Source organism: Streptomyces echinatus (genome assembly GCF_014203595.1).
GTDB classification, from domain to species: Bacteria; Actinomycetota; Actinomycetes; order Streptomycetales; family Streptomycetaceae; genus Streptomyces; species Streptomyces echinatus.
Genome location: NZ_JACHJK010000002.1, coordinates 807,441 through 820,723 on the forward strand (window position 1 = coordinate 807,441; position 13,283 = coordinate 820,723).

At 74.5% G+C, this 13,283-nt stretch carries 7 protein-coding genes; 4 read left to right on the plus strand and 3 right to left on the minus strand.

Annotation, left to right across the window (positions count from 1 at the left end; all coding sequences use genetic code 11):
• The coding region (locus FHS34_RS08210; RefSeq protein ID WP_184962673.1) for a type I polyketide synthase at nt 1-5,896 on the minus strand (5,896 nt) is incomplete at its 3' end.
• 454 nt (nt 5,897-6,350) lie between these two features.
• Nucleotides 6,351-8,234 (minus strand): RICIN domain-containing protein, encoded by a 1,884-nt coding sequence (locus FHS34_RS08215; RefSeq protein ID WP_225817698.1) that lies wholly within the window; start codon nt 8,232-8,234, stop codon nt 6,351-6,353.
• A 377-nt stretch (nt 8,235-8,611) separates the two neighbouring features.
• Here FHS34_RS08215 and galU point away from each other — a divergent pair, with 377 nt between their 5' ends.
• Nucleotides 8,612-9,565 carry a UTP--glucose-1-phosphate uridylyltransferase GalU gene (gene galU / locus FHS34_RS08220; RefSeq protein WP_184962677.1) on the plus strand — a complete coding sequence of 318 codons (954 nt, stop codon included), beginning with the start codon at nt 8,612-8,614 and terminating at the stop codon, nt 9,563-9,565.
• Between the two features lie 146 nt (nt 9,566-9,711).
• Nucleotides 9,712-9,888, plus strand: coding sequence for a cold-shock protein (locus tag FHS34_RS08225; RefSeq protein WP_184962679.1), 177 nt, complete (start codon nt 9,712-9,714; stop codon nt 9,886-9,888).
• 95 nt (nt 9,889-9,983) lie between these two features.
• Here the strand turns inward: FHS34_RS08225 and FHS34_RS08230 are convergent, their stop codons facing one another.
• Nucleotides 9,984-10,454 carry a DUF4442 domain-containing protein gene (locus tag FHS34_RS08230; protein ID WP_225817709.1) on the minus strand — a complete coding sequence of 157 codons (471 nt, stop codon included), beginning with the start codon at nt 10,452-10,454 and terminating at the stop codon, nt 9,984-9,986.
• Between the two features lie 52 nt (nt 10,455-10,506).
• Between FHS34_RS08230 and FHS34_RS08235 the strand changes: the two genes are divergently transcribed.
• Both FHS34_RS08235 and FHS34_RS08240 read left to right on the plus strand, forming a co-directional pair.
• Nucleotides 10,507-11,619 (plus strand): DUF8017 domain-containing protein, encoded by a 1,113-nt coding sequence (locus FHS34_RS08235; RefSeq protein WP_184962681.1) that lies wholly within the window; start codon nt 10,507-10,509, stop codon nt 11,617-11,619.
• A gap of 154 nt (nt 11,620-11,773) precedes the next feature.
• Complete coding sequence (locus FHS34_RS08240) at nt 11,774-13,072, plus strand: MFS transporter (RefSeq protein ID WP_184962683.1); 1,299 nt, start codon at nt 11,774-11,776, stop codon at nt 13,070-13,072.
• The last annotated feature ends 211 nt before the right edge of the window (nt 13,073-13,283 follow it).

Sequence of the window (13,283 nt, forward strand, 5' to 3'; positions counted from 1 at the left end):
CCACCGACCCCGCATCCGACCCGAAGGCGGTCTCCGGACCCGGCGCCTCGTCGTGCGCCCAGGCGCTTCCCGCTTCGGCGGCCGTGTCGATCCGTGCCGTCAGCCAGGCCGTCACCGCGGCCGCGGTGCGGGCCTTGGCCAGCTCCTCCAGTTCCGTGTCGTCCAGCAGTTCGGCGCCGCCGGCGATGCCCAGGCGCTGGGCGAGTTCGCCCGCGATCTCGGCCCGCTTGATCGAGTCGATGCTCAGGTCGGCCTCCAGGTCCAGGTCCGGCTCGATCATGTCGACGGGATAGCCGGTCCGTTCGCTGATGACCTCCCGTACGACCCGCTCCACGTCGTCCGGCGCCGGCACCTCGCTGAGAGCGGGCAAGTCAGGTGCGCCCGACGGGCTTTGGGTCGGGGCAGTGATCTCCGCGGCCGGTACCGGCACTACGGGGGCCAGGGGGGCGGCCGGCGCCACGGGTACCACCGGTGCGCCGGACGCCGTGCCGCCGAAGTAGGTGAGCAGCACATCCCGCTGGGCGGCGATCATCTCCCGGCTGGTGCGCAGGAACTCGGAGATCAGCGCGTCCCGGTCGGCCGGGACGCCGTTCGGCTGGTCGGTCGGCACAGTCGCCTCCACTACGCGTCGGGCCGGCGCGAGGGCACCGGGCAGGAGTGCTCCGCCGGCCGTACGGACGAGGTGTCCGTCGACCGTCCAGCCGGGCCGTTCCGGTGCCGGGTCGCGCAGCGCGTCGACGGCGTCACGGCCGTGGAAGAGCCACGCGGCGCGCACCGGCTGCCCGGCGACGGCGAGCCGGGCGAGCGCGTCGAGCCAGCCGGCCAGGCCGCTGTCGGCCCGCGGCTCGCAGGCGACGGTCCGGTGCGCACGGTCGCCCAGGATCCGGCCGACGAGCCGGGTGAGGACGGTGCCCGGGCCCGCCTCGACGAAGATCCGCGCCCCGGCCTCGTACATTGCCTCGATCTGCGCGGCGAAGGCCACCGGGGCGCCGATCTGGGCGGCGAGCCCGGCGCGCACGGCGTCGGGATCCGGTGGGTACGGCGCGGCGGTGCGGTTGGCCCAGACCGGGAACTCGGGCGCCCGGACCGGTTTGTCCGCCAGCACCTTGGCGAATCGTTCCCCCGCGGCGGCCACCAGCGGACTGTGGAAGGCGCAGGCCACCGGGATGCGGCGCGCGCCCAGCCCGGCCGCGCGCAGTGCCCGTACCGCGGTGTCGACATCCGCCGTGGGTCCGGAGATCACCGTCTGGTCGGGCGCGTTCAGGTTGGCGACGACGACCGACTCGGGTGCCCCGGCCGTCCGCAGGGTGCGTACGACGTCCTCGGCACAGGCGCCCACGGCGGCCATGGTGCCGGGGTCGTCGCCCGCCGCCGCGAGGATCGCGCCGGCCCGCTCCGCGCTCAGCTCCAGCAGGGTCTCCGCGTCGAGGGCTCCGGCCGCGGCGAGGGCCACCAGTTCGCCGTAGCTGTGCCCGGCGGCCAGGTCCGGACGGACGCCGGCCGAGGTGAGGAAGGCGTGCGCGGCGAGGCCCGTGATACCGAGGGCCGGCTGTGCCGTCCGGGTGTCGGTGAGGGCGGCCCGGTGACGCTCACGGGCGGCGTCGTCGAAGGCCGCGGGCGGGAAGAGACGGTCGGCGTGGGCGCGCCCGAGGTGCAGATAGTGCCGCAACTCGGGCAGTGTTACCAGGAGTTCGCCGAGCATACCGGTGCGCTGGCTGCCCTGCCCCGGGAAGAGGAAAGCGACCTGGCCGACGACCGGACCCGCGCCACCGGTCCCGGCGGCGCGGTCCGAGTCGCCGGTCCGGGCGGCCGGGCCCGCTCCATCGGTCCGTGCGGCCCGGTCCGCGCCGTCGAGATCTCCGTCGGAATCTCCGTCGGGATCCGCGAGGTGGACCCCGGTGTCCGGGTTCTGTTCGCCTGCCAGGATGCGCCGCAGCTGTCCGATCAGTTCCGCCGTGTCGCGGGCCACGGTGGCCGCCCGTACCGGTTCGTTCGAGGTGTCGGCGCGGCGGGCCGCGGCCAGGGCGAGGTCGCGCAGCCGCCAGGGGCTGCCGTCGGACTCGGCGGCCCGGAGGATCTCCTCGGCCACCCGGCGGGCCGCCGCCATGTCCCGGCCCCGGAAGAGGAACAGCTCGGCGGGCCAGGCGTCCAGGGCCTGCCGGGGCGCTGGCGCGTCTCCGTACGCGGCCAGTACGGCATGGAAGTTGGTACCGCCGAAGCCGAACGCGCTGACTCCGGCGAAGCGTTCGGCGGCCGGCGCGGCCCACGGCCGGGCACTGGTGTGGAAGACGAACGGGCTGTCCGCCTCGTCCCAGGCCGGGTTGGGCCGCTCCAGGTGCAGGGTGGGCGGCTTGACCGCGGTGTACAGCGCCAGCGTGGTCTTGATCAGTCCGGCCAGGCCCGCGGCGCACTTGGTGTGCCCGATCTGCGACTTGACCGAGCCGAGCGCACAGCCGCCGGCCTCGGCCCCGCCCTCGGTGAACACCTCGCCGAGTACGGCGAGTTCGGTGCGGTCACCGACGACGGTCCCGGTGCCGTGCGCCTCCAGCAGGCCGACCGCGGCCGGCGGGACACCGGCGTTGCGGTACGCCCGCAGCAGCGCGGCCCGCTGGCCTTCGGGGCGGGGCGCGGTCAGGCTGAGGGAGCGGCCGTCGCTGGCGGAGCCGAGGCCCTTGACGACGCCGTAGATCCGGTCGCCGTCGCGTTCGGCGTCCGCGAGCCGCTTGAGGACCAGGCAGGCCACGCCCTCGCCCAGGGCGATGCCGTCGGCGGAGGCGTCGAAGGCGCGGGACCGGCCGGTCGGGGAGAGCGCGTGGACGGAGGAGAACAGCACGTAGTCGTTGATGCCGTTGTGCAGGTCGGCGCCGCCGCACAGCACGGTGTCACTGGTGCCGCAGACGAGTTCCTTGCAGGCCACGTCCAGGGCGGCGAGGGAGGAGGCGCAGGCCGCGTCGACCGTGAAGTTGGCGCCGCCGAGGTCCAGCCGATTGGCGATCCGGCCGGAGATGACGTTGGCCAGCATGCCGGGGAAGGAGTCCTCGGTGAGCCGGGGCAACTGCTGCTCCAGGCCGTCGGGGACCGTGCCGTAGTACGACGGGAGGACGGCGCGCAGCGTCACGGCGTTGGACAGGTCGCTGCCCGCCTCGGCGCCGAAGACGACGGAGGTGCGCGAGCGGTCGAAGTCCCGCCCCCGCTCGCCGTATCCGGCGTCGTCCAGCGCTCTGCGGGCCGCCTCCAGGGACAGCAGCTGGACGGGTTCGATGCTGCCGAGGGAGGCGGGCGGGATGCCGTAGCGCAGCGGATCGAAGGGGACGGGAGGCAGGAAGCCGCCCCATTTCGACGCGGTGGTGCCGGCGGTGTGGTGCACGGCGGGGTCCCAGCGGTCGGGCGGGACCTCGGTGACGGCGTCGCGTCCGGCGACGACATTGGCCCAGAAGGTGGCGAGATCGGGGGCCTGCGGGAACATGCACGCCATGCCGACGATCGCGATGTCGAGCGGCGGCGGCGACGGCGGTACCGGGGCGGCGCGGGTCCCGGCCGGCCCGGCTCGCCCGGCCTCCGCGCCCCCGCCTGCCGCCCCGCCTCCGGCGGCCTCCGCACTCCCGGCCGCCGCTACGACTCCAGCGGTCACCCCACCCCCGGCCGCCTCCACCCTCCCGGCGGCCTGGGCGGCTCCGGCGCCCGCTGCGCGTCCTGCGGCTTCCACGAGCCCATCGGGTTCCGGGACGTGTACGTCCCCCGCGGCTCGTGCGGTGCGTTCGGTCAGGAAGTCGGCGGCGCCGTCGGTCACCGCACGGTGGAGAGCCGCCACAGTGGTGGGCGCCGAGCGCAGGACGGCCACCTGGCCCGCCATGAACAGCCCCTCGCCGAGCTGCCGTTCCTCGTCGACGGCTCGCAGCTCGCCGCCGTCGCCGCGCGTCACGCCCTTGCTGGCGATCCGCAGCCGGCCGACGTTGAGCCGCTCCAGCCGTTCCCAGACCTCCCGGTCGGGCACGCCCTGGGCGCGCAACGCGGCTTCCCGCTCACGGTAGTCACGGGTGAAGGGGCTGGGCACGCAGCGGGTGGCGTGCCCGGGCGCGGTCTCCAGCAGGGCGGTCGCGGTGGCGGCCAGCACCTGCCGCTGGAACAGCGGCCGGACGGCACCGCGGGCGACGGCCTCCTCGGTGAACAGGTAGGCGGTGCCCAGGAGGACGCCCACGGCGGCGCCCCGGGCGGTGAGGGGCGCGGCCAGGGCGGCGACCATCGCGGCGGACCGCTCGTCGTGGATGCCGCCTGCGAAGAACACCTCGAGCCGGCGTGCCGCTCCTCCACCGCCGCCGGTGCCCGAACCGGCTCCGGCGTCGAACTCGGCTCGCGCGTCGGCGTCGGACTCGGCGTCGACGTCGGCGTCGTCCAGGAAGTCTTCGAGTACGGCGAGTTGGGCCTCCCAGAGCGGAAAGGAGGCCCGGGGACCGACATGGCCGCCGCACTCCGACCCCTCGAAGACGAATCTGCGCACGCCGGCGTCCAGGTACTGGCGCAGCAACCCCGGCGAGGGCACGTGCAGGAAGGTACGGATGCCGGCCCGCTCCAGCGCCTCGGCCTGAGCGGGCCGGCCACCCGCGATGATCGCGTGCGAGGGCCGCAGTTCCCGCACGGCCTCCAGCTGGGCGTTCCTGATGTCCTCGGGTGCGAAGCCGAGCACGCCCACGCCCCAGGGCCGGCCGTCCAGCACGGCCCGCGCCGCGGTGAGCATCGCCCGGGTCCGCTCACCGTCGGCCAGGGCCAGCGCGAGGAAGGGCAACGCGCCGTCCTCGGCCACGGCGGCGGCGAATCCTGCCTGGTCGCTGACCCGGGTCATGGGCCCCTGCGCGACCGGCAACCGGGTGCCCAGCGCCCGGCTCATGGCCGCCCCGGGCCGCAGGGCCGTACCCGCCACCGGTGCCGCAGCCGCGGGTGTCGGCGCCGCGGCTGTCGGCGCCGCGGGTGTCGCCGCCGCGGGTGTCGCCGCCGTCGGCCGCGCCCGGCTCATGGCCGGGTCCGCGGCCGGTGTCGCCATCGGCCCGGCCACCTCCCGCACCGCGGCCGACAGCGCGCGCACCACCCCCCGCACATCCCGCCACCGCTCGGCGAACCGGGCGGCGAGGAAGCCGTCCTGGCCCACCGGGAGCAGCCGGCCGCGCGTTTCGCGGGCACTCAGCAGGTCCGCGACCGCCTCGGGGTCGTCGGCGGGCGGCCGGGGAGCGTCCGGGCCGCGGCGTCGCAGCACCCGGTGTCCGCCCACGACCTCGGTCTCCGAACCGTCCAGGGACCGCAGCACCGCCCGAACCGCCTCGGGCAGGTTCGACTCGGCCAGCAGGGCGAGTTGGCTGTCCAGGACGACACCTGCCGCACCACCCGCCACGGCGGCAGCCGCCGTACGCGCGCCGATGCCCCCGCAGGCCCACACGGGGACGCCACTCAACTCCGCCTCGGACAGCAGTTGTTGCAGCAGCACGAAGGTGCTCAGCGCACCGACCCGGCCGCCGCTCTCGCCGCCCCGGGCGATCAGCCCCCGTGCCCCCGCGCCGACGGCGGCCCGGGCCTGAGCGAGATCGCTCACCTCGGTCAACACACGACACTGGGACGGCAGTTGAGCCGCCGTCCAGGAGACGTCCGAGGTGAGGACCACGGTGTCCGCGGCACCGCCGAGGTCTGCGGGGGCGAGAGCACAGCGCCCGGTCACCCGGAGGCCGAACGGGCCCGGTGCGGCCCGTGTCAGCCGGGACAGTTGTTCTCGGGATCTTCGGTCACCGGTGCCCAGGTCCAGCACGCCGAGCGCGCCGGCGGCCGAGGCGGCAGCGGCGAGGGCGGCGTCGGGTTCCCCGAAGGGGGTGAGGCACAGGATCAGGTCTTGGGCGCGCACAGGGGAGGTCATGATGCTCCGGCACGAATCGGCGAGACAGCACGGTGGGGGGTATGTGCGGCGAGACGCTCTGGTGCGAGGGCACCGGAAACTAGCGAGGTGCTACTCACGGGTCAATAACGCCGCGACCTTTGTGTGTGCGGTCGCGCTGATTCGGCCAGTCCGGCGAATCCGGCTCAAGAGGAGTCAAATCCAGCAATTCCTCGCACGGGCGGAGCGGTGGGGCCGTACGGTCCCGTGGGTCACACCGGCACAAGCCCGCCAAAGCGTGCGGCCGTACCGCCGAGGACCCGCCCTCGCGCCGTACGCCGGGACATCAGGCCGCGGTCTGTAAATTCCGCGTCACGCCGTGCCGGTGGCTCGAACCGGGCCGACGGGATACGGACACGACGGGACGGGGGCGTTCGCCTCCCCCGTCCCGTCGCAGAAGAGGGGGCCATTCTGCTCGGAGCGCCCCCTGCTCAGGTCAGCGGGGCAGGGCCCGCGCGGCGGCCGACGCGGCACGGCCGGTACCGGCACCCGCACCCGCACCCGCACCACTGCCACCGCCACCGCCACCGCCACCGCCAGCGCCAGCGCCTCCGACTTCGGCGTGAGCGCCCTTGCCCGCGCCGCGAACCCGGGCGACACGGGGGTCACCCGGCTCACCGGCCTCCCGCCCCGCCCGCCCGGGCATCCCACGCGAGGTGTCACCGTTCTCCGGGCCGCCGGAGTCCCCCGGCACACCCGCCCCCTCCGACCCGGTACCGAAACGCGGCTCCCCCTCCGCCGCCGACCCGCCCGGCACCGACCCCTCCGCCGCCGACCCGACCCTCGCCCCCGGCTCCAGCACCCACCGCTGCCCCCGCGAACCGTCGCGTGCCGCGACGCCGACCGGTGTGCCGGAACGGCCGGAACCGGGCTCCAGGGCCAGACCGTGGTGCCAGCGGAGCAGCATCTCGCCGCGCGCCGTGAAGTCGTACGACACCTCCCCCGCGTGGACGAGGCAGCCGGCCAGCGCGACGCTTCTCGTCCCGGGGTCGGCGGCGAGGCAGAGCGCGGGGTCGGCCGCGCTGCGCAGCAGACCGTCGTCCCGGTACGACCACTGCTGGGAGGCGGCCCGTGAGCACGGAGCGAGCCGCACGCCGGTGCCCGCCGCGATCCGGTCCCCGCGCGGCTCCAGGCAGAGCCCGGAGGCGAGGCCGCGCAGGGCGCCGTGGGCGATCTCGACGGGTTCGCCGACGGAGGCCGCGGAGGGTGAGGTGCCCGAGTGGGTGCCGGCGTGGTCCGGCCGGGTGGTGCCTCCGACGGGCGCGCCCCAGGTGGCGCCGGGGCCGGGGACACCGTTGTCATCGGGCCGGTTCCCGGCCACCAGGATGGTGGCGAGCAGCGCCAGGGAGGTGAGGCCGACAGCGAGGGCGACGGCCGTGCGGTAACGGTGCTCCGTTCCGGTGCGGTGCCGGCCGCCGGACGCGGCGGACGCGCTCGACGGGGAGGGTGCCGCCGCTGGGGAGGGCGGGGCCGGCCGTTCCTCGGGGGCGCCGCGGCCGGGCCGGGAGTCGAGGTAGCGACGGGCGCCCCAGCCGAGCACGGTCTCGGCGAGCAGCAGGGGCAGTCCGCCGTCGAAGTGGCCGAGTTGTCCGGCGGCGTACCGGCAGTGGGAGCAGACCGTCAGATGACGGCGTACGTCCGGCAACAGGGCGCCGCCCCGGCGGATCGGGACGTCCAGGAGCCGGTTGTAGAAGCGGCATTCCCCGGTGGGGGCGAGTTCCCGGTGGGCGCGTACGCAAGCGGCACGGAATTGTTCGCGTGCCTGTTCCAGGGCGGTCGTCGCGGTGGTCGTGTCGATGCCCAGCAGACCAGCGGGTATGTTTATGGGTTCGGCTTCGACCTCGGCATGCCAGAGAAGGCATTGCGAGGCGCCGGGAAGGACCTCGAATGCGCGGGCGGCGAGTTGCCTGCTTTCCGCCGGTCCGGGCTTTGTCGCGCGCAGTCCGCGACCGCCGGTGGTTTTGCGTAATTCCGGCAGGGCGACGCGGGCCGCGTCGTCGTCGGCCCAGGCGCGGACGATGTCGCGGACGGCGACCAGCAGTTGCGGGCGCAGGGCGCCGCCGAGCACGCCGGACGCCGTCCGGGCGAGCACCTGGTGGAAGGCCGCGGTGGCCACCAGCTGGGCGGTGGGCCCGGCGGCGACCAGGCAGACCACGGCGTAGTCACGGGTGGCCCGCCAGTGCCGGGCGAGGAGCAGCGCGACGGCGTGGTGGCGGCCGTCGTCCGGGCCGTTCAGCCGGGCGACGAGGGTACGGTCGGATTCTCCGGTGGGACCGGGTACGGGCGGATAGGGCGGGCGTGGGGGGTATGGGGACTGCACGGAAACTTTCCTTCCAGCCGCAGGAGCGCATGCGCAAGGACGTCCTGTCGGAAAACAGTGCCTGATGGATGCATGCCTAGAGGGCCGGCTTGACGTCGGCGTCCGCCTTTGCCCTCCCGCGGGGAGGCTCACCTTGGCACAGTCGGCCGACAGGAAACAAGAAGCGGGAATGGCGCCGTGAGCAACGTCGGCCGAATACACAATGGTTACCGCCGGTATCCCCGGGACGCCATCTGGAACATCACCCAACTCCCCTGTCGCGAAAGCCGGATGGCGCACTGGATCCGTGGCGCTCCGGAGCCCCGGCCGGGTCGCCCACAGCCTGTTCCCATGATTCTCCGGGCGTGCTCTCATCCGAGTGCCCCAGCATGGGCCGCATGATCGCCCCCCAGCCCCCGGCAACCCCCGCGCCGTCCCGTACCGTTCGCAAGGCGGTCGTACCGGCCGCCGGTCTCGGTACCCGGTTCCTGCCCGCCACCAAGGCGACACCGAAGGAGATGCTGCCGGTCGTCGACAAGCCGGCCATCCAGTACGTGGTCGAGGAGGCCGCGGCGGCCGGCCTGGACGACGTACTGATGGTCACCGGCCGGCACAAGCGGGCCATCGAGGACCACTTCGACCACGCCTTCGAGCTGGAGCAGGCGTTGGCGGCGAAGGGCGACACCGCGCGCCTGGACGCCGTACGCGATCCGGCGCGGCTCGCCGACATCCACCACGTCCGCCAGGGCGATCCACTCGGCCTCGGCCACGCCGTCCTGTGCGCCCGGAACCACGTCGGCAACCAGCCGTTCGCGGTCCTCCTCGGCGACGACCTGATCGATCCGCGCGAGACGCTGCTGAGCCGCATGCTCGAGGTCCGGGACCGGCACGCGGGCAGCGTGGTCGCGCTGATGGAGGTCGACCCGGCACAGTCGCACCTCTACGGCTGTGCGGCGGTGGAGGCGACGGGCGAGGACGACGTCGTCCGGGTCACCGGCCTGGTGGAGAAGCCGGCTCCCGGTACCGCGCCGAGCCGGTACGCGGTGATCGGCCGCTACGTCCTCGAACCGGCGGTCTTCGACGTCCTGGAGCGCACCCCGCCGGGCCGCGGCGGCGAGATCCAGCTGACCGACGCCCTGCAGCGACTGGCGGCCGGCGGCACGGTGCACGGGGTGGTCTTCTCGGGCCTGCGGTACGACACCGGCGACAAGGCCGACTATCTGCGCACGGTGGTCCGGCTCGCCTGCGCACGGCCGGACCTCGGCCCCGGGTTCACCCACTGGCTCAGGGAGTTCGTGGCGGGCCTGCCGGCCGCCACGGCCGGCCCGGAGGACCACCACCGGGCGGCTTGAGGCGGGCACCCCCCAAGCCCCGCCGACATCCGGTCAAAGCATGGCCGACGCACCGACGCGGCCTTCCCCCTTCGGCGACGGTGGGTGATGCTCTGCTCACTGAAGGAGAGCACTGGTTCCACGACCGCCCCACGAAGGGAAAGACGATGCCTCTCGGAACGATCGCCGTCTACAACAAGGCGGAGGGGGTGGGCATCATCGCCGACGAGCACGGGGAGAGGCACCCCTTCTCCGGTATGGAGACGCAGACCACGCGCGAGGGTCAGCGGGTCGCCTTCGAGGTGGTCGGCGCGAAGGCGACGAACGTCATCGCCGTCCGATGAAACCGCGGTGAGCGGTGCGGCGCGGGCGCCGCGGCCCGCGGCGCCGCACCCCGGGCATCAGGGGCGCGGCGCAGGGCCGTCGCATCGCTCGCGGCTCACTTCCCCTGGTCGGTCGGCCTGAGCGTCCACAGGACACTCATCTCGCCGGTCACGGCGCCGTCCGCGCGCCGGATCTCGACCGTCACCGGGAACTCGGGGCGCTGCCCCGCGTCCAGTTCCGCGACGACCTCGGCGGTCGGGCGGCCCAGCGTCGCGGTCGCGGTGACGGCACCCATCGCCAGCTTCTTGTAGGCGATCTCCGCCCGCACGGCGAGCGGTACGGCGCGCGAGAGCTGGTCCCCGAAGGCGGCCAGCACGATGGCGCCGCTGGCCGACTCCCCGAGGGTGAACATCGCACCGGCGTGCGGGCCGCCCACGTGGTTGTGGTAGTCGCCCTGGTCCGGCAGGGACACCACGGCCCGGTCGGGCGTGGTCTCCAGGAACTCCAGGTTCAGGGTCCGGGCCATGGGCACGGTGGCGGCGAGCATCTCGCCGATCGACATCTGGTCTGCGCTCATGGCCGTCATGTTACTCACGAGTAGCGGAACCTGGCCAGGGGAGCCACTAGGGTTACTGGCCATGTGGCCAGATCAGCAGCCGCCAGGGGGCGCGCAGAACCCGCAGAACGACCCGCAGCAGAACCCGTACCAGCAACCGGGACAGCAGCCGGGTCAGCAGCCGAACCCGTACCAGCAGCCCGGATACCAGCAGTATCCGCAGGCCGGCCAGTACGGACAGCAGGCACAGGACGGCCAGTACCCCCAGCAGCAGGCGGGTCCGTACGGTCAGCAGCAGGCGGCCCCCTACGGTCAGCAGCCGCAGTGGGGACAGCCCACCGCTCCCGCGCCCCAGGTCCCGCAGGGCGGCGGCGGCCGTACGAAGCTGATCGCGATCATCGCGGCCACGGCCGTGGTGGTCACCGCCGCCGTGACCGGGTATCTGGTGCTCGGCGGCTCGAAGGACGACGAGGCGGACAACAGCAAGGACGGACGGACCACGAGCCCGTCGCCGACGGCCGACTCGCCGTCCGCCTCGCCCACGCCCACCTCGTCCGCGACCGGCAACCCGCGCTCCAACGAGTCGACGAAGCCGACGGTCGCGGGCTGGAAGGTCGTCGTCAACCCCAAGTACGGCACGGCGTTCGACGTACCCGCCGACTGGGAGGTGGAGCGGCCCGGCATCTTCGCCTTCTTCGAGGACAAGGAGAAGGGCGACGGCTCGGCGTACATCGGCTTCTCCGGGTCGACGTTCCTGAAGCCGGACTACTGCACCTCCGACGAGAACGGCACGAAGGAGTCGCACTCGATCGCGGGCAGCGGCACGAAGGGCGAGAACGGCGCCAAGGACACCGCCAGCATCGCCACCGGCGACTCGGCCACCTTCGCGTTCGGCGGTTACACCGACCAGTCGAAGGCCGCCAAGAAGTACCTGCGGATCGGCAAGGCGAAGTCCTTCACGACGGCTTCGGGACTCAAGGGCAGCGTCGCGACGTCGTACGTCGTCGGCGTGCCGAAGAAGAACAAGTGCGACACCGACGGCAAGGCCGTCACGTTCGCCTTCAAGAACTCCACGGGCAGCTTCGTCTCGTGGACGCTGCACGGGGCCAAGGGCGTCAAGGACGAACTGCCCGACGCGACCGTCAACAAGATCCTCAACACGGTACGGCTGCACGGCGACCCGGTCGTCGAGTGACCCGGGCACGGTCCCGGCCCGCCGGAGCGCGGGCCGGGACCGGAGCCGCCGGCCGAACGGCGTGCCCCGCCGGTCCCGCGCTCGCCCGCGCCGCCACCCGTGGCGTCCGTGAACCCACTTGGCAGACCGGGAGCCCGGCGGCGATAGTCGGCCGGTGACCTCCACCCCGGCGCCCCCCGCCCGCCCCCGCAGACCCGCCTGGGCGGGCCGCAACTACTCCCTGCTGACCGCGGCCGCCGTCGTGACCGGCCTCGGCGCGAACGGCTCGCTGATCGCCGCCGCGTTCGCCGTGCTGGAGGCGGGCGGCGACAGCGGGGACGTCGGACTGGTGGCCGCCGCCCGCACCCTGCCCCTGGTCGTCTTCCTGCTCATCGGCGGGGCGGTCGCGGACCGGCTGCCCCGGCACCGGGTGATGGTCGCCGCCAACGCCCTCAACTGCCTCTCCCAGGCGGCGTTCGCGGCGCTCGTCCTGGCCGGTGAGCCCCGGCTGTGGCAGATGATGCTGCTCACCGCGCTCGGCGGCACCGGGCAGGCGTTCTTCGGCCCGGCCGCCGAGGGCATGCTGATGTCCTCCGTCGAGGGCGAGTCGGCGGGCCGGGCGTTCGCCCTTTTCCGCATGGCCACCCAGGGCGCGGCCCTCGGCGGCGCGGCACTCGGCGGCGCCCTGGTCGCGGCCGTCGGCCCCGGCTGGGTGCTCGCCCTCGACGCGGCGGCCTTCGCCGGCGCCGCCGCGCTGCGCTCCTTCCTCGACGTCGGCCACATCCCGCCGCGCACGCCGGGCGAGGGCATGCTGGCCGATCTGCGCGAGGGCTGGCGGGAGTTCATCGGCCGGCCCTGGCTGTGGGGCATCGTCGTGCAGTTCTCGATCGCCAACGCGGTGGTCGGCGCGGCCGACGCGGTCTACGGCCCGCTCGTCGCCCGGGACAGCCTCGGCGGCGCGGGCCCCTGGGGCCTGGCCCTGGCCGCCTTCGGCGCCGGCACGGTGGCCGGCGCCCTGCTGATGACCCGCTGGAAGCCCCGCCGCCTGCTGCTCGCCGGCACGCTGTGCGTCTTCCCGCTGGCCCTGCCCTCGGCCGCACTGGCCGTACCGGTCCCGCCGGGCGTGCTGTACGCGGTGATGTTCGGCGCGGGTGCGACGGTGGAGGTGTTCGGCGTCTCCTGGATGACGGCGCTGCACCAGGAGATCCCCGAGGACAAGCTCTCCCGCGTCTCGGCGTACGACTGGTTCGGGTCGGTCTCCCTGATGCCGCTCGCCACGGCCCTGGCCGGCCCGGCGGAGAGCGCCTTCGGCCGCACCGCCGCCCTGTGGGGCTGCGCGGCCCTGGTGGTGCTGGTCACCGCCCTGGTGCTGCTCGTCCCGGACGTCCGCGGGCTGACCCGGCGCACGCACCGGGTCTCCACCGCCGCGCCTGCCCCGGCCGATGCCGAAAGCCCCGTCGGGGGGCTCGGGTGACGGTACGGCGCCGGCGTCCTCGACCGGCGCGCCGAACCGATCGGCTCCCCACCACGGCGCCGCGTTCGCCCCTGCCGGGGAACGCGTCCGCCGCGCCGGGCCGGCGCTCAGCCGATATGGATCACAAGGGGTGCGGGTGCCGGCCCGGTGATCGCGGGCACACCGGGGGCCTGGGCACCGCCCCCGGCCGGATGCTCGCCCTCACCGGCGA

Coding starts and splice junctions, on each gene's coding strand:
- FHS34_RS08225 (WP_184962679.1), top strand. CDS start 9,712: ATGCCTCTCGGAACGATCGCCGTCTACAACAAGGCGGAGGGGGTGGGC.
- FHS34_RS08235 (WP_184962681.1), top strand. CDS start 10,507: ATGTGGCCAGATCAGCAGCCGCCAGGGGGCGCGCAGAACCCGCAGAAC.
- galU (WP_184962677.1), top strand. CDS start 8,612: ATGATCGCCCCCCAGCCCCCGGCAACCCCCGCGCCGTCCCGTACCGTT.
- FHS34_RS08230 (WP_225817709.1), bottom strand. CDS start 10,454: ATGACGGCCATGAGCGCAGACCAGATGTCGATCGGCGAGATGCTCGCC.